Source organism: Pseudomonas sp. MWU349, assembly GCF_017947325.1.
In the GTDB taxonomy this organism is placed as follows: domain Bacteria; phylum Pseudomonadota; class Gammaproteobacteria; order Pseudomonadales; family Pseudomonadaceae; genus Aquipseudomonas; species Aquipseudomonas protegens.
Map to the genome: position 1 here is coordinate 1 of NZ_JAFEVP010000012.1, position 17,792 is coordinate 17,792.

Annotated in this window: 9 protein-coding genes and 1 pseudogene; 3 read left to right on the plus strand and 7 right to left on the minus strand. The window is 62.6% G+C overall.

Translation table 11 applies throughout. The features are described 5' to 3' along the window. Nucleotides 1-153: 153 nt before the first annotated feature. The 4 genes from KCG88_RS30610 to KCG88_RS30625 form a co-directional block, all read right to left on the minus strand. Entirely contained in the window at nucleotides 154-1,335 is a 1,182-nt protein-coding gene (locus tag KCG88_RS30610; protein ID WP_210713752.1) for a PepSY domain-containing protein, read from the minus strand. Between the two features lie 71 nt (nucleotides 1,336-1,406). Then, nucleotides 1,407-3,899, minus strand: a complete 2,493-nt coding sequence (locus tag KCG88_RS30615; protein ID WP_210713753.1) for a TonB-dependent siderophore receptor — start codon at nucleotides 3,897-3,899, stop codon at nucleotides 1,407-1,409. Between the two features lie 99 nt (nucleotides 3,900-3,998). After that, nucleotides 3,999-5,003, minus strand: a complete 1,005-nt coding sequence (locus KCG88_RS30620) for a FecR family protein (protein ID WP_210713754.1) — start codon at nucleotides 5,001-5,003, stop codon at nucleotides 3,999-4,001. 5 nt (nucleotides 5,004-5,008) lie between these two features. After that, nucleotides 5,009-5,509, minus strand: a complete 501-nt coding sequence (locus KCG88_RS30625; protein ID WP_019093129.1) for a sigma-70 family RNA polymerase sigma factor — start codon at nucleotides 5,507-5,509, stop codon at nucleotides 5,009-5,011. 314 nt (nucleotides 5,510-5,823) lie between these two features. Here KCG88_RS30625 and KCG88_RS30630 point away from each other — a divergent pair, with 314 nt between their 5' ends. Further along, complete coding sequence (locus KCG88_RS30630) at nucleotides 5,824-7,704, plus strand: methyl-accepting chemotaxis protein (protein WP_047335324.1); 1,881 nt, start codon at nucleotides 5,824-5,826, stop codon at nucleotides 7,702-7,704. A gap of 65 nt (nucleotides 7,705-7,769) precedes the next feature. On the opposite strand, the gene KCG88_RS30635 is transcribed toward KCG88_RS30630, so the two are convergent. Next, nucleotides 7,770-8,534 carry an alpha/beta fold hydrolase gene (locus KCG88_RS30635; protein ID WP_210713755.1) on the minus strand — a complete coding sequence of 255 codons (765 nt, stop codon included), beginning with the start codon at nucleotides 8,532-8,534 and terminating at the stop codon, nucleotides 7,770-7,772. A gap of 290 nt (nucleotides 8,535-8,824) precedes the next feature. Between KCG88_RS30635 and lapG the strand changes: the two genes are divergently transcribed. Beyond that, complete coding sequence (gene lapG, locus KCG88_RS30640) at nucleotides 8,825-9,517, plus strand: cysteine protease LapG (protein ID WP_047335325.1); 693 nt, start codon at nucleotides 8,825-8,827, stop codon at nucleotides 9,515-9,517. 14 nt (nucleotides 9,518-9,531) lie between these two features. Next, a complete protein-coding gene (gene lapD / locus KCG88_RS30645; RefSeq protein ID WP_210713756.1) occupies nucleotides 9,532-11,478 on the plus strand; it encodes a cyclic di-GMP receptor LapD in 1,947 nt (648 codons plus the stop codon). A gap of 56 nt (nucleotides 11,479-11,534) precedes the next feature. Here lapD and KCG88_RS30650 read toward each other — a convergent pair whose 3' ends face one another. Together KCG88_RS30650 and KCG88_RS30655 are read right to left on the minus strand one after the other, a co-directional pair. After that, nucleotides 11,535-11,873, minus strand: a complete 339-nt coding sequence (locus KCG88_RS30650) for a hypothetical protein (protein ID WP_047335327.1) — start codon at nucleotides 11,871-11,873, stop codon at nucleotides 11,535-11,537. 161 nt (nucleotides 11,874-12,034) lie between these two features. Then, a pseudogene (locus KCG88_RS30655) lies at nucleotides 12,035-17,792 on the minus strand (LapA family giant adhesin); the annotation flags it as partial.

Below are 17,792 nucleotides of genomic sequence, written 5' to 3' on the forward strand. Positions count from 1 at the left end.
CAAATTCCAAAACCCCTGTCTGCTCACGCAGACAGGGGTTTTGTTTTTGTGCGCTATAAAGCCTGGGCTGTGTGGCAGAAGCAGATTGCAGGACGGATTCAGGGCTTCATCAGCATCGAGTAAGCAGCCATCAAGACTACACTTGCTTGCCTCTTACGCCCTGTTCTTACGCATCTTGCTGCTTCTACGGGCGATTAACTTACGCCACCAGATATAAATGCCGGTCAGTGCCAGCACGGCAATCAGAACGCCCACTAGAGCAATGATCACCTGCCCCGTGGTACCGATGATCCTGCCTCCATGTATGGGCAGTTGCAGTCGGTAGAAGCGCTCTCCGAGGGTGTCTTGCCCCGCTATCTCCTGCCCCAGCAAACGCCCATCCGTACCGTGGAAGAACAGCCAGGACTTACCATGGGCTTGGCTGTCATGCCGACCAAAACCTGCTCCATAGAAGTTGTATTCAAAGCTGTAATACAACTCACCAATTGTCTCCTTCAAGCCCAGCCGCTGCCCCTCTTCCAGAGCCCGTTCATAGGCCTGTTGATAAGTCAGCCGGGTTATCCCCAGCTCTGCCGCCGGTAGTCGCCCCCGCGCTTCATAGACGCTGGGTTCGATGGACGAGAGCAATGACACCACGGGTTTGAACACCTGGCTTGGCAAGTTCATGGCCACGCTACTGATGGCGATCGGCAGCAGTAGCAGCCATAACCACAAGCCTGCGGCGCGATGCAGGTCGAAGTTGAGCCGATAGGCATGGCCGCCCTTGATCTTCCAGGCCGTGCCCCACTTGTGCCAGAACGGTCGTCCACGAGGCAGGGTCAGCAGCAAGGCAACAAAACAGTCGATGACCCAGGCAATGGCCACCAGCCCCATCAACCACAGCCCCCAATTGCCGGGCAGGCTCAGGTTGTAGTGGAACTCCAGCAGAAAAGGCACCAGGTTCTGCCGCTGGAAGCAGCAGGCGCCCCAAAAGCGCTGCCCCTGCTGATGGGCCGTAACTGGGTCAAGGTAAAAAACCTGATTGCGCTCGGTATAGGGTTGGCCGGTGGCCGGGTCGGTGCGTGGCACCGCTGCCAGCAGCGCGGCATGCCCGGCTTGTTGTGGATATTCCATGTACCAGACCTGCAACCTCGGGTGCTCGGCCTGAACGCTATCCACCAGGGCGCCGGGCGCCAGCACCGGCCCCTTGCCGGACGTGTGATAGAACTCGGGGTTGAGCCACTCATCCAGCTCGTGATGAAAGGCCAGGACACTCCCGGTCAGCCCGGCCAGCAGCAGAAACACTGCGGTGGCCAGGCCCATGTAGCGGTGTAAAAGAACCAGAATGGCGCGCATGACATTTTCCCGTAGAGACGACAAAGCCAGCGGCTGCTGACAGGCGCTGGCTTTGTTGGAGTCAACCTAGATCAGAACTGGTAGCTCACCGTGGCGGCGACATTGCGCTCTTCGCCCAGGTAGCAGTAGCTCAGGCTTGCACAGGAGGCGACGTAGGACTCGTTGGTCAGGTTGTTGGCATTGAGCCGTACATCCACTCCCTTGAGGCCCAGCTTGCCCAGGTCATAGCCGATGGAGGCATCGAAGAGCGTGTAGGCCGGTACCTTCATGGTGTTCTCGGCATCGGCCCAGCTGTAGCCCACATAGCGCACACCGCCGCCCAGGCGCAGGCCATCCAGCGCCGCGCTGTCGAACTTGTAGTCGGCCCACAGCGACGCCATCTGCCGCGGTGCCTGAGTAGGCGAGTTGCCCTTGTTCTCGATGAGGTTGGTGGCGCTGCTCAGGGTGCTGGTCATCGACTTTGAATACTGGATGTCGGTGAAGGTATAGCTGCCCAGCAGTTTCAGGTTGTCGGTCAGTTGCATGTGGGCTTCCAGCTCCAGCCCCTGGGAGCGAACAGCACCCACCGCACGATAGAAGTTTTCCTGGGGCAGCTTCGACGCCAGGTTCTCCTGGTCGATGCGGAACAACGAGGCGGTGAACAAGTTGTCCGTACCCGGCGGCTGATATTTCAGCCCGATTTCCCATTGGGTGCCGTCGGTAGGTGGCAGCGGATTGCCTGCGCTGTCTGCGTAGGAGTTGGGGTTGAACGACTCGGAATAGCTGACGTAAGGCGCCAGACCGTTATCGAACAGATACAGCGCGCCCGCACGCCCAGTGAACTTGGTGCGTTTGTCGCTGATTTCGGTGCCCAGTGGACGCTGGGCTTCAGCCAGGCGGTTTTCATCCGAGGTTTCCACCCAGTCCTGGCGCAGCCCCAGGGAGAAGCGCCATTTGTCCAGCTCGATCAGGTCCTGCAAGTACACGCCGGTCTGTTCCAGGCGCCGCAAATAGCTGGTGTGGCTGTAGTAGTTGATCGTCGAGTTGCCATAGACCGGGTTGAACGCATTGATCGGTTGCAGCGTTCCCTGGTCCCAGTCGACCACGGTCTTGCGCCGTTGATAGTCGGCTCCCAGCAGTAAGGTGTGCTTGACCTCGCCAGTGAGGAATTCGGCCTGCAGCATGTTATCGACGATGAAGGAGTGGAGCTTCTCATCTCCACCCGAGTAATAGCGGTTCAGGTCATTGCTGGTGGCATTGGTCCAGCCATAGGCATAGACCTGGTCGAGCTTCACCTTGGAGTCCAGGTAGCGGAAGTTCTGGCGGGCGGTGAAGGTGTCGTTGAAACGATGCTCGAACTGATAGCCGAAGGACTGTTGATCGCGCTTGTAGCCATCCACGCCCGGCTCGCCCTCGAAGAAATGCTCGGAAATGCGCTGGCCATTGCGCTGGTTCAGGGTGCCGTTGGCCGGCATGCCGCCGTGGTAGCCGCCATCGGGGTCATTCTGCAAATAGGCCTGGAGCGTCAGGGAGGTGTCTTCACTGAAGTCGATACTCAGGGTCGGCGACAGGGCGAAGCGTTTTTCCTTCGCGTGGTCGAATTGAGTGTCGGATTTGTCCGTCAGGCCGATCAACCGATAGGCAATGCGCTTGTCGCCATCGAGCGGGCCGCTGAAGTCGAACCCCAGGCCCTGTTTGCCCTGGGTGCCCACGGTTGCCTGAACCTGGTGATAGGGCTCGTAGAGAGGCTTTTTGCTGGTCAGGGCCACCAGGCCGCCAGGGGAACTGCGGCCGTAAAGCACCGATGAGGGGCCCTTGAGAATATCCACCCGTTCGAGGAAATAGGGGTCGACTTGCATGCTGCTGTAGGTGCCGCTGTCGCCCATGGACTTGAGGCCATCGAGGTAGATGTTGTCCACCGAACCATCATTGAAGCCGCGCATCGCTACATAGTCGTAGCGATGGGTGGCGCCATAGGGGTTGGTCAGCACGCCGGGGGTGTAGCGCATGGTCTGGGCGACGGTTTGCGCGCCCTGGTCGTCGATCTGTTCACGGGTGACCACCGAGACGCTTTGCGAGGTCTCCAGCAACGCGGTACTGGTCTTGGTGGCGATCTGACTGTGCGTCGCGTTGTAGCCCTCCATGCTGCCCAATGCGTTGCCCAGGGCAAAGCCCTTGACCTCAGTGGTGGGCAGGGTCAGGGCGCTGCCCTGGGGGACGGGCCGCAGCACGTAGCTGCCGCCGTCCTGGCTGACCGCCTCCAGTCCCGAACCCCGCAGCAGCTGGTTCAGGCCCTGGGGAATGGAGTAGTCGCCCTGGAGCCCGGTGGACTGCCGGCCCTGGGTCAGGGCCGGGGTGGTGGACAGAGTGATCCCGGCCTGCCGGGCGAACTGGTTGAGGGCATCGCCGAGGTTGCCCGGGGCCACGCTGTAGCTGTGACGCGGGGCATCAACAGCGCTATCGGCGGCCAGCACCTGAGGCGCCACTGTCGCGAGGCCGATGCTGGAGCACAGCAGGGCGGCGCGGATGGCTTGGCGCAAGGGGGGGGCGCAGGGAGAGCTTGGGCGGGTGTCGCGCAGAGTCATGGTAGGTTCCGTTGAAGTCGCAGGAAGCAGATTGAAGTGCTTACTGACTAAGCCGGACGTCCTGGCAAAACCCGCCAAAAAAAATCACCCCAGTGAATTTCAAGCCACGGGCTCCAAGGTCACCCACCAACGGGTGCGGTAACGCAACTGCACAGGCAGGGTCTGGGGCAGGATGGCCAGCAACTTGTCGGTGTCTTCCAGGCGGAACACACCTGAAAGGCGCAGATTGCCGACCGCTGCCGAGCAGCCCAGATAGCCATGGCGATAGCGGCCGACTTCCTGGAGAAAGTCGTCCAGGCGCATGTTGCGCGTAACGATCAGGCCATCGGCCCAGGCGCCGACGTCCATCGCCAGGGGGGCCGCAGGTTCGGCCAGGCCATGGCTGATCTGATAGCTCTGACCGGCTTCCACCCGGGCGCTACGGCCGTCGGCGGTGTGCGGCGCATGAATGGCCACGCTGCCGTGGGTCACGCTCAGGCGCGTGCAGCGATCCTCCACGCGCACCACGAAGCGGGCGTCGAAGCCTTCCAGCAGGGCGTGGCGGCTCTCCACCAGCAGCGGGCGGGCAGGGCCGTGATCGGCGCCACAGGACACCATGATCTCGCCCCGGCGCAGTTTGATCAGGCGCTGCTGGGCATTGAAGTTGAGGTCCGCCGCGCTGTCGGTGTTGAGTTCCAGGCGGGTGCCATCGGGCAACTGGAAGCCCCGCTGCTCGCCGACGGCGGTGGCAAAGTCTGCGTTCCATTGTTGCCAGCCCAGTAGATCCTTGCCGACCCAGGCACTGGAGCCGAGGAGCAGGGCGCCACTGAGCAGTTTCAGGGCCTGGCGCCGGCCCAAACGCTGACTGCTGTGTTCCAGGGTATGCAAGGCTACCTGAGCCCCGGGTACCGAACGCAGGTTGGCCGTGAGTTCCTGCTGCAACGATTGCACCCGCTGCCAGGCCAGTTCGTGCTCCTGGTGCGCCGCCCGCCACAGATCGCACTGTTGCTGCAACTGGGGGTTGGCACCGTTGTTGCGCAGGCGCAGCAACCAGTTGATTGCTTGCTTGACCACCAGGTGATCGGGATTGGGCTTGAGCGGCAGGCTGACGGGGAAGTTATCCACAGGCTTCAGCTCTCGTAGCGCAGCAGGTAGCAATGGTAGAGCGCCTGGGCCACATAACGCTCGACGGTACGCAGGGATAGGCCCATTTGCTGGGCAATCTGCTTGTGGGTAAGTTCTTCGCACTGAGCCAGGAGAAAAGCCTGACGTACTTTCGGCTTCAGCCCTTCAAGCATCCGCGCAATGCTTTCCAGCAGCTCCAGAATCAACGCCCGAGCTTCAGCGCCGGGTGTTTCGGCTTCGGGCAAGTGGGCGATGGTTTCCAGATAGGCACGTTCGATTTCCTCGCGGCGCCAGTGATCGATTACCAGCCCCCGGGCGATGGTGCGTAAAAAAGCCCGGGGGGCCTTGAGTTCCAGGCGTTCAGTTTTCTGTAGCAGGCGTACGAAGGTGTCCTGAGCCAGGTCGGCAGCATCCGCGGCATTGCCCAGGCGCTGGCGCAGCCAGCTGTTGAGCCAGCCATGGTGATGGCTGTAGAGCGTCTGTACGGCGAACTCGGGTGATGACATGAGCGCGGACTGCCTGAGAGTCACTAATGATAATTAGTCGCATTGTCATTTATGCTTTATCGATTTGGCAATAAGCAGCGCACTGTCGGTCACCTAAAAATGCGCCGCGGATGCTCTGGAACACCGTTCGGCGGGATTAGGCAAATTCAGGCGAGTAATTCAGAAAAATCTCTAAGGGTTCGCAGATTCTTGCCGAAAGACTGATAAGACATGCGTGCACCAAAGTAGAGCGGTCAGAGAACGTCGCCTGCGCTGTTACATGGAATGTTGCATTACGGACGCATCCCCACTTTCGGCATAAGAAGTCCCATGAAATGAATCTCAAGTTCAGCCATAAAATCCTTTTGGCCGCCTCCGGCGTAGTGGTTCTGGCTTTTGCGTTGTTTACCTTGTACAACGACTACCTGCAGCGAAACACCATCCGACAGAACCTCGAATCCTCTATCCAGCAGGCCGGTGAACTCACCTCCAGCAGTGTGCAGAACTGGATGAGCGGGCGGATCCTGGTGCTCGAGAACCTCGCGCAGAACGTTGCTCACCAAGGTCAGAACGCAGACTTCCCAGGGCTGGTGGACCAACCGGCCTTTACCTCGAACTTCCAGTTCACCTACGTCGGCCAGGCCAACGGCACCTTCACCCAGCGCCCTGACGCGAAGATGCCCGACGGCTACGACCCGCGTCAGCGCCCCTGGTACAAGCAGGCCGTCGCCGCCGACAAGACCATGCTGACCCCGCCCTACATGGCGGCTGTCGGTGGCCTGGTGGTGACCATCGCCATGCCGGTGAAAAAGCAGGGTGAACTGCTGGGCGTGGTTGGTGGCGACCTGAGCCTGGAAACCCTGGTGAAGATCATCAACTCCGTGGATTTCGGTGGCCTGGGCCACGCCTTCCTGGTCAGTGCCGACGGTCAAGTGATCGTCAGCCCGGACAAGGACCAGGTGATGAAGAACCTCAAGGACATCTACCCCGGCGCCAACGTACGGATCGAAAACGGCAACCAGGAAGTGGTCCTGAACAAACAGGAACGCATCCTCTCCTTCACCCCGGTGACCGGCTTGCCGAATGCCGAGTGGTACATCGGTCTGTCCATCGACAAGGACAAGGCCTACGCGCCGCTGAGCCAATTCCGTACTTCCGCCTTGATCGCGATGTTTATCGCCGTGGCGGTGATCGCCGTCCTGCTGACCCTGCTGATCCAGGTGTTGATGCGCCCACTGATCACCATGGGCCGTGCGATGCAGGACATCGCCCAGGGCGAGGGCGACCTGACCCGGCGCCTGGTGGTGGAGAGCAAGGACGAATTCGGCGAACTGGGCAGCTCGTTCAACCAGTTCGTCGAGCGGATCCATGCCTCGATTTCCGAAGTGTCCTCGGCCACCCGCCAGGTACATGACCTGTCCCAGCGCGTGATGGCTTCATCCAACGCTTCGATCATCGGTTCCGACGAGCAGAGCGCCCGTACCAACAGCGTGGCTGCCGCGATCAACGAACTGGGGGCCGCGACCCAGGAAATCGCCCGGAACGCCGCCGATGCCTCGCAGCACGCCAGTGGCGCCAGCGAGCAGGCCGACGACGGTCGTCAAGTGGTGGAACAGACCATCCAGGCCATGACCGAGCTGTCGCAGAAGATCAGCCTGTCCTGCACCCAGATCGAGACCCTGAACGCCAGCACCGACAACATCGGGCACATTCTCGACGTGATCAAGGGCATCTCCCAGCAGACCAACTTGCTGGCCCTCAACGCGGCCATCGAAGCGGCCCGTGCCGGCGAAGCCGGTCGTGGCTTCGCCGTGGTGGCCGACGAGGTGCGCAACCTGGCTCATCGTACCCAGGAGTCGGCGGAAGAGATCCACAAGATGATCACCTCCTTGCAGGTCGGCTCACGTGAAGCGGTGGCGACCATGAACGCCAGCCAGGCGTCCAGCGAAGAGAGCGTCGAAGTGGCCAACCAGGCCGGTGCGCGGCTGGTCAGCGTGACTCAGCGGATCGGCGAGATCGATGGCATGAACCAGTCGGTGGCGGCGGCGACCGAAGAGCAGACGGCCGTGGTGGAGACCCTCAATGTCGACATCAACCAGATCAACCTGCTGAACCAGCAGGGCGTGGCCAACCTCAACGAAACCCTGAAGGATTGCGATGCCCTGTCGCAGCAGGCCAGCCGCCTGAAGCAGCTGGTGGACAGCTTCAAGATCTGACGCTTCGCGTCACCTTCAAGCCCGCTCTTGCTTCCCGGCAGGGCGGGCTTTTTCATGGGCAACGATCAGGCCGGGTGGTCGCCCAGCAGCCCCAGGTGAGTATTGATCACCTGCAACAGGCGCTGGCGCTGGGACTTGATGAAGAAGTGATTGCCGGCCACTTCGATCAGCTCGAACTCACGGCCGGTGAACTCGCGCCAGTTGAGCATGAGGCTGGCCGTGGCCAGCGGGTCCTCGCTGCCGTAGAAGGCCGTCAACGGCACATCCAGGCAACCGCTGGAGGTGTCGTACCAGGTTTCGAAAAGTTTCAAGCCGTTGCGCAGCAGGCGTTCATAGGATTGCAGGTCGTTCTGCCCGCGGGGCATCTCCAGGGGGCTGGCGCCGAGGGTCAGGATCGCCTCGCGAAACGCGGCGATGGGCAGGGAGTGGAGCAGGGGGCGGCGCGGCAGGCTGTCCGGGCTGCGACAGCCGGAGACGAACAGGTGGCGGGTCTGCTGGGGAAAGCGTTCCTGGGCATGCTTGCTGGTCTCGTAGGCCAGCAGCGCGCCCAGGCCGTGGCCGAACAGTGCATGGGGCTCGCCGAGCCAGGGGTCGAGGGCGGCGAAGGTGTTTTCCAGCAGGCTGGGCCAGTTGTCGCAGGGTGCTTCGTCACGGCGCGGACCGTGCCCCGGAAGGTTGAGCACCACCAGCTCGATATGATCGGCCAGGCCGCTGGACCAGACCCGCATTTGTTCGGCTGCCGCCCCGGCCTGGGGAAAGCAGATCAGGCGGATCCGGGTGGCTTGCCCGGGTTTGATCACCAGCGTCCATTGTCGGGTGTCGGTGTACACAGCTTTTCCTTAAGCAAGTGGGCCGGCACTGCGCCGGCCAGAGGCAGCCTGAAGGGGACGTCGCAGTCTGCGGATGGTTTCTAACACAGTGCCTGGCGTCCGTGAAGGCGCGCGTGCGCCGAGTCGGGAGGGCGGTTGCTGCTGGTCGTCGGAACGCGGCTTGCGGCTATGCTCTGAATGTTTCGCGCCGACTCTTTTCCGCCAGCGGGTGATTGTAAGGTGCCATTGTTTTTTGCCGGGCCAGCCTTCACCATCAGTCGATTTACGACAGCTCTCACGGACGCATTGCATTGGCGGCACGTTTAGCTCTTTCTCGGACCCTGCGCTGGTTCTGCGCGGCATTGTTGCTGGCCGGCGCACTGCTGGGCAGCCTGCACGCCGACTGGGATTTCTCCCAGATCAGCCGCCGTGCCACGGCGCTCTACGGTCCGCTGGGCGAGGGGCAGCAGCGCATCGATGCCTGGCAGCACCTGCTGGCCACGCAAAAACAGGTGCCCGAGCGCGAACAGTTGAAGGTGGTCAACCTGTTCTTCAACAAGCACATGCGCTACGTGGAAGACATCGACCTGTGGCACCAGGTGGATTATTGGGAGACGCCGATCGAGGCCTTGTGGAAGGGGGCCGGCGATTGCGAGGACTACGCGATCGCCAAGTATTTCAGCCTGCGCCACCTCGGGGTTTCCAGTGACAAATTGCGCATCACCTACGTCAAGGCCCTGCGCCAGAACCGTGCGCACATGGTCTTGACCTACTATTCCAGTCCGGAGGCCATGCCTCTGGTGCTCGACAGCCTGGAAGACTCGATCCGTCCGGCCAGCGAGCGTACCGACCTGTTGCCGGTGTACTCCTTCAATGCCGAGGGGCTGTGGCTGCCGGGGGCCAAGGGCAACAAGCGGGTGGGCGACACCAAGCGCCTGTCCCGTTGGCAGGACGTGTTGAAAAAAATGCAGGCCGAAGGTTTTCCGGTCGAGACGACTAACTAGGAGCACGAGCTCAGATGTCTTTGTTCAAACAACTGTTGATCGCAATCTGTGTGTTCCTGGTGGTCGCCTTCAGCGGCAGCTTCATGGTCAGCCTGGAAAGCTCGCGCGCCCAGTATGTCAATCAACTGCGCTCCCACGCCCAGGACGCCGCTACCGCCCTGGCGCTGTCGCTGACGCCGAACATCGACGACCCGGCGATGGTCGAGCTGATGGTCAGCTCGATCTTCGACAGTGGCTACTACGCCAGTATCCGGGTGGTGGACCTGGCCACCGACAAGACCCTTGTCGAGCGCAGCGGCATCCCTGAAGTCGGCAACGTGCCGCAGTGGTTTGTCAGCCTGATCGGCCTGGAACCGGCGGGTGGCGATGCCATCGTCAGTCGTGGCTGGGAACAGGCGGCCCGGGTCGAGGTGCTCAGCCACCCGATGTTCGCCGTGGCCAAGCTCTGGCAAAGCGCCCTGGGTAGCCTGGGCTGGCTGTTGATCTGCGGTGCGGTGAGCGCGGTGCTCGGCGCCCTGCTGCTGCGGCGCCAGCTCAAGCCGTTGGACTACATGGTCCAGCAGTCCCACGCCATTGCCCGTCGTGAATTCCTCAGCCTGCCGCAATTGCCCCGGACCCCGGAGCTGCGGCGTGTGGTGCAGGCCATGAACCAGATGGTCGAGAAGCTCAAGGCGCTGTTCCAGGAGCAGGCCGAGCGTAGCGAGAAACTGCGCACCGAGTCCTATCAGGACAGCCTGACCGGGCTGGCCAACCGGCGCTATTTCGAAATGCAGCTGCACGCCCGGGTGAGCAATCCCGAGCAGGCCAGCTCCGGCTACCTGCTGCTGTTGCGGGTCAAGGACCTGGCCGGGCTGAACCAGCGCCTGGGCGGCCAGCGCACCGACCAGTTGCTCAAGGCGGTGGGCGAACAACTGCTGCGCGAGTGCAACAAGTATCCGGAAACCCAGAACCTGGTCACCCGGGTCCGTGGTGGCGAGTTCGCCGTGCTGGCACCGGGGCTGGTGCGTGAGGAAGCCATACAGCTGGCCCAGAGCCTGGACAGTGCTCTGGGCAACCTGCACGCCACCGGCGCCACCGATGTTGCCTCAGTGGCTTCCATCGGCCTGGCGGCGTTTGCTCACGGTGATTCGCCGCAAGCGGTGCTGAGCCTTGGCGACCAGGCCCTGGCCCAGGCCGAAGCCCAGGGTGACACCAGCTGGGCCTGCCTCGATCAAGGCGCCAGTGCCCAGGTCGGGGATGACCATCATGCCTGGCACCGGCTGTTGGACCGGGCCCTGTCGGAGCAGCGCTTCCAGTTGTACTTCCAGCCGGTGGTGGCCGCTCGGGACACCGATCTGGTGCTGCACTACAAAGTGCTGTCGCGGCTGCTCGATGAACAGGGCCAGACCATTCCGGCCGGGCGTTTCCTGCCGTGGCTGGAGCGTTTCGGCTGGACCTCGCGCCTGGATCTGCTGATGCTCGAACAGGTGCTGAGACAGATGGCGAGCCACGAAGACTGCCTGGCGCTGAACCTGTCGGCGGCGACCCTGGCGGACCCGCACGCCCTGAATCGGGTGTTCGAGATCCTGCGCCAGCATTCCGACCTGGGCCCGCGCCTGACCCTGGAGATCGGTGAAGAGCAATTACCCGAGCAGGCCATGCTGGAACAGCTGACCCGGCGCCTGCGGGAGCTGGGTTTCTCCCTCAGCCTGCAACGCTTTGGCGGGCGCTTCAGCATGATCGGCAACCTGGCACGCCTGGGGCTGGCGTACCTGAAGATCGACGGCAGCTACATCCGCGACATCGATCAGGAAAGCGACAAGCGCCTGTTTATCGAAGCCATCCAGCGCGCGGCCCACAGCATCGACCTGCCGCTGATTGCCGAACGGGTCGAGACCGAGGGCGAGTTGCAGGTGATTCGCGAGATGGGCTTGTACGGGGTGCAGGGCCAGCTGTTCGGCGAGCCGGCGCCCTGGGGTTGAAACCGCTTTCGCCGGCCAGCCGGCTCCTACAGTAGGAGTCGGCTGGCGAAAAGGGTTCAGATCAGTCCGGTTTCATCGTCATTGATCAACCGGCTCAAACCGCCCAGGGCCTCGCGGGCCTGGGTGCGATCCATCAGCTTGGCCTGGGCCGCGGCCGGCAGGTCGGTGATGCGGATCACGCCCTTGACGGTCAGGAGCTGGATCAGGTCGTCCAGCACCCGGATCATTTCCAGGTCGCTTTGCTTGAGTTGCTTGAGACTGACTTCCACCGCCTCGTTGGCGTACCAGGTCTGGATCTCGTGGTGGTCGGCGGGCAGCGTCTCGGTGGCCTCGGCGTAAGCGGCGGCTTCCACGCGAATCAGCTGGCCCTGTGCATCGCGTTGCACGTAGAACATGGCGAATCCCTCAGGCATGTGTTTCCGGCGTCAGGCAGGCAGCAGCATAGGCCAACGCAGCATTCAGAGCGCGAGTATGCGGTGCGCCGCGGCGCTCGTCACGCCGCGGGCTGCCTGCCGGGGCCCGGCGACCACCCCGGGGGGTGGCCGCTAGGGACCGGTCAGCTGTTGTTGTGATCGATCTTGATGGTCGGGTCGCTGCCGGCGATCAACGAATTGATGTTGGCGTTGGACCAGTTGTTGCCTTCCAGCTTGATCGTCACATCGGCGTTGGCCAGGCCTCCGGCGGCGTTGAGCTTGCCCTCGGAGCTGACCTGCAGGGTCGAGACCCCGTCCACGGTGGTGATCTTGAGGAAGTTGTCGATGGTGCTGGCGCTCTCGCCCTGCAGCAAGTCACGCAGGTCGATGCGGTCGCCTTCGCTGGCCTTGAAGTCCTTGATCACGTCGTTGCCGGTGTCGCCGGCCTTCCAGACGAAGGTGTCGGCACCCGAACCGCCGATGAGGATGTCGTTGCCCTGGCCACCGATCAGGGTGTCGTTGCCTGTGCCCCCCAGCAGGATGTCATTGCCCTTGCCGCCGTCCAGCAGGTCGTTGCCGCCCTGGCCGAAGAGAATGTCATTGCCGGCCCCGCCCAGCAGGGTGTCGTTGCCGTCGTGGCTGCCAGACACATCGAACTCGGTGTAGTGCTCGGTGATGTACTGGTGCACGTTGCTGGTGGTGACCTTGCTCACGTCGACCCCGGTCTGCTTGGCCACATAGGCCTGCATGGCCTGGTAGCCCTCGCCTGCGACGCCGTTGAAGCTCACCAGGTCGCCGAACAGGATGTCGTTGCCGTCGCCGCCGCTGACCTTGTCGGCCCCCGGCATGGTGGCTTCGGTGTGGCCGATGATCGAATTGGCCAGGTCGTTCGGGTCGATGTTGGTCTGTGGCTTGCCGTCGCTGTCATAGGGCTTGAGGTCGTTGAGGCTGACATCGTTGTTCAGGCCGATGGCTTCCACCTGGGACAGTTTGCTCAGCAGTACGAAGCCGTCATTGGAGTTGCTGGTGGTGGCCGAGTTGGTGCTGCTGCCGGTACCCGCCAGGTTCGACAGCTCGTAGGTGCCGTCACCCTGGGCGTGCAGGGTGCCCAGGGTCTTGCTGCTCCAGCCCCAGCCATTGTTGGTTTGCAGGATCGTCGTGCCGTCGCTGTTGACGCTCAGGTAGTGAGAGTTGTCGAGGTACTTGCCGAAGGTATCCCCCAGCTTGTAGTTGCTGGTGGTCACCACATCGTCGAGGCGCACGTTGCCGTATAGCGTCGGGTTGGTCTGTTCGCCGCTCTGGTAGTAAGTCGGCTTACCGTCGGTGATGAAGTAGGTCAGGTTGGTGGCGTTGCTGTTGCCGGTGGCCTGGCTGCTCTGGAAGAAGTTGGCCGTGGCCTTGAACACGTCCTCATAGTTGGTGCCGCCGCCGGAAGCCATCGAATCCAGCACTGCCTTGAGCTGGGCCAGGGCGTTCGGGTCGTTGAGGTTCACCGATACCGACTTGTTGACCTGGGTATCGAAGTCGGCAAGGAAGATATTCACGGTGCCCGAGCTGCTGCCGCCGATGCTGTTCTTCAGGGTATTGAACACCGAGGTCAGGGAATTCTTGGCCGCGTTGATCGAGGCACTGCTCATGCTGCCCGAGGTGTCTACCATGAAGGCGATGTTGTAGTTGGTGCCCGGGACTACGGTCAGGCCGCCGATGTCGGCGACCACGATGTCGTTGCCATCGGTACCGGTGACGGTGTCGTCGCCGGAAGTGGCGACCACCGAGTTGTAGACCGCCGGGTAGACCTTGACCGGGATCTGCGCCGAAGTGCTGGCAGAGCCACCCAGAGACTCGGTGGAAGTCGAGGTCACGTTGAGGTTGAAGGTGCCGTTGTAGTACGGCGGCGGCGTGACCGTCAGGTTGCCCAGGTTCCAGCCGGTGACGTTGGCTTCACCGGAAGTCGCGGTGGCGGTGAAGGTATGGCCGGCGCCATCGCTGAGCACCGAGCCTGCCGGAATGCCGCTGATCTTCACGCTCAGGGTTTCCGAACCGTCGGTATCGGTCAGGCCGGTGGTGATCTTCGACAGGTGCACGCTGCCGCCTTCGCCGCCCTCGTTGAGCTTGTAGCCGTCGTAGTAGCCTTCACCGTTGGTGCCGTGCAGGTCGGACACCGAGACTCCGGCGTTGGTCAGGTCGGTGACCCCGGTGTACAGCGGCACACCGGCGTTGCTCAGGTCCACCGCAGCCCCGCCGTTGACCGAGAGGTTGACGTCGTAGGAGCCCGGGCCGCTCTGGTTGTGGTGGTAGATATCGATGGTGTAGTAGCCGCTGGTGGTCGGGGTGAAAGTACCGTTGAGGTTACCGCCCGCGCCCCAGGTGGTGCTGGCCACGTTCTTGCCGCCGATGGTCACCAGCAGGCTGTCGTCGCCGGTGCCGGAGAAGGTATAGGCCTTGCCCGCTTCCAGGTAGATCAGGCCTGAGGTCTTCGACGCGGTGCCCGGCGTGATGTTGCCGTCGGACTGGACGTTGGTCGCCAGGCTGCTGCTGTTGGGTGTGCCGGCGGCATCGATCACCGATTTCAGAGTGCTGGCGGAAGCGCCGCTGCCGTCGGTGCCCAGGCCGCTGAGGTTGGTCCAGACTTCCTTGAGCAGGCCCACCGAATTCACGCTGTTGCCGGCCACGCTCAGGGTCGGCGCATCGGCTACCGGGGTGATGTCGACGGTCACCGTGCCGGTGTTGCCCAGGGCCTGGCCGTCGGTTGGCTGGAACTTGATCTGGGCGTAATCGGCCTGCTGGTTGCCCACGCCGTTGCCGCCGTAGCCATTGGTTCCGGATTCGTTGGCGTCCGGTGTGAAGCGCAGTTTGCCGGCATCGATATCGGCCTTGCTGAAGGTCTGGTTGTTGGCCACATCCTTCCAGGTCGAACCGTCCAGGTATTGCAGTTTGCCGTCGCTGGGCAGCTGGGTGATCTTCACGCCGAGGCTGGACGCCGGGCTGTCGACGTCGCTGACGCCGAAGTTCGACCAGGTCAGTGCCAGCGGGGTGTCTTCGTTGCCGGTCACGGCGCCGCCGGTGGCGGTTGGGGCGTCGTTTACCGCCACCACGTTGACCGTGGTAGTGGCGACGTTGGAGTAGTTGCCGCCGTCGGTCACGGTCACGGTGATGGTCCGTGGCGTAGTGCTCGGGTCATGACTGTTGTTGGTGAAGGTGATGTTCTTGATCTGCTGCATGTAGTCGGCCAGCGTCGCGCTGCCCGACAGGGTCAGGGTGATCGAACCATCCTTGCTGTTGGCATTGATGGTGATGCCGTTGACGCTGTTGCCCAGGTTCAGCGAGTCCCCCGGCTGGCGGTTGGTCAGCACGATGGTGGCGCCGGTGAGCAGGGTGCTGTCCGGGTCGGTGATGCTCAGGTCGGTGTCGGCGATCGACACGCCAGGGCCCGCGGTGCCCTCGGTGAAGGTGACCTTGTAGTCGGCCCCGGTGGCGCCGCTGGAGTTGTTGGCGTCCAGGTCGATGACCGGCGGAGCGTCGTTATCGATGATCGAGGTGGTGACGCTGTTGTTGCTGCCCACCACCAGGTTCTCGAAGTTGCCGCCGGTGGCCGAGTCGATCTTGACCGTGAAGTTCTCGGTGCCTTCGGTGATCTTGTCGTCAATGGTGGCGACGTTGAAAGTGGCGCTGCTGGCGCCTGCCGGAATCTTCACGGTGTACACGCCGCTGAAGTCCGAACCGTCGGTGGCGGTGCCGCTGTAGCTGATCTTCAGGGTGACTTCGGTCTGCGCCGGGTGAGTCAGGCTCACGGTGTAGCTGGCGGTCTGGCCTTCAGTGACCGATGCGCTGCCGGTGATGCCCACCGAAGTGGTATCCACGGTGTCGGTTACGTTGGTCACCGCTGGTGTGGTGTCTGGCACCAGCTTCTCGAAGTTGCCGCCAGTGGCGTTGGTGATGGTGGCGTTGACCTTGCCTGCGTCGATGTAGACGTCGTCTGCCGGCGCCGGAACAGTGACCGTGCCGGTGGTTTTCCCGGCCTCGATATGGATCACCGAACCGTTGGACAGGGTCACGGTCACCGGAGTACCGGCGGCGTTGGTCAAGGTGGCGGTGTAGATGATCTGGCCGCCTTCAGCGACGGTGCCAGTGGCGCTGAGGCTGACGGTGGTGGTGTCGATGGTATCGGTCACGGTAGTGCTGACCGGAGTCTTATCGGCGACCAGGTTCTCGTAGTTGCCACCGCTGACATTGGTGATGGAGTTGGTCAGTGGAGTGTGGCCGACCAGTACATCGTTAGGCGCCGTGATGCTTACCGAACCGGTGGTTTCACCGACCGGGATGGTGATCTTCTCGCCATTGGCCAGGGTCACGACTACAGGTGAGCCGGTCACTGGAGCGGTGACGGTGGCGGTGTAAGTGACGTTGCCGCCTTCGGCCGCCGAAGGCGTGGCCTTGAGCGATACGGTGGAGTTGTCGATGGTGTCGGTCACATCGGTGACGGCTGGCGTGGTGCTTGGCACCAACTTCTCGAAGTTGCCGCCTTCAGCCTTGGTGATGGTGGCCTCGACCTTGCCGGCGTCCTTGTATACGTCATCGGCAGGGGCCGCGACGGTGGTGGTGCCGGTAGTGGCGCCCGCGGCGATGGTGATCACCGCGCCGTTGGAGAGAGTCACGGTGACCGGAGTACCGGCGGCGTTGCTCAGAGTTGCGGTGTAGACGATGGAACCGCCTTCCGCTACCGAAGGTGTAGCCGACAGGGACAGATTGGTGGTGTCGACAGTGTCGGTCACGGTGGTGCTGACCGGGGTCTTGTCGGCGACCAGGTTCTCGTAGTTACCACCGCTGACATTGGTGATGGAGTTGGTCAGCGGGGTGTGGCCGACCAGCACATCGTTAGGCGCGCTGATGCTCACCGAACCGGTGGTTTCACCGACCGGGATGGTGATCTTCTCGCCATTGGCCAGGGTAACCACCACTGGCGAACCGGTCACTGGAGCAGTGACGGTAGCGGTGTAAGTGACGTTGCCGCCTTCGGCCGCCGAAGGCGTGGCCTTGAGCGATACGGTGGAGTTGTCGATGGTGTCGGTCACATCGGTGACGGCTGGCGTGGTGCTTGGCACCAGCTTTTCGAAGTTGCCGCCTTCAGCCTTGGTGATGGTGGCCTCGACCTTGCCGGCGTCCTTGTACACGTCATCGGCAGGGGCCGCGACGGTGGTGGTGCCGGAAGTGGCGCCCGCGGCGATGGTGATGACCGCGCCGTTGGAGAGAGTCACGGTGACCGGAGTACCGGCGGCGTTGCTCAGAGTTGCGGTGTAGACGATGGAACCGCCTTCCGCTACTGAAGGTGTAGCCGACAGGGACAGATTGGTGGTGTCGACAGTGTCGGTCACGGTGGTGCTGACCGGGGTCTTGTCGGCGACCAGGTTTTCGTAGTTGCCACCGCTGACATTGGTGATGGAGTTGGTCAGTGGAGTGTGGCCGACCAGTACATCGTTAGGCGCCGTGATGCTTACCGAACCGGTAGTTTCACCGACTGGGATGGTGATCTTCTCGCCATTGGCCAGGGTAACCACCACTGGCGAACCGGTCACTGGAGCGGTGACGGTGGCGGTGTAAGTGACATTGCCACCTTCGGCCGCCGAAGGCGTGGCTTTCAGCGATACGGTGGAGTTGTCGATGGTGTCGGTCACATCGGTGACGGCTGGCGCTGGATTGGTCTCCAGGTGCTCGAAATTGCCACCCTCCGCCTTGGTAATGGTGGCTTCGACCTTGCCGGCGTCTTTGTAAACGTCATCGGCAGGTGCGGCCACGGTTGCCGTGCCCGAAGTGGCACCGGCGGCGATGGTGATTACCGCGCCATTGCTCAAGGTCACGGTGACCGGGGTGCCAGCGGCGTTGGTCAGGGTCGCGGTGTAGACG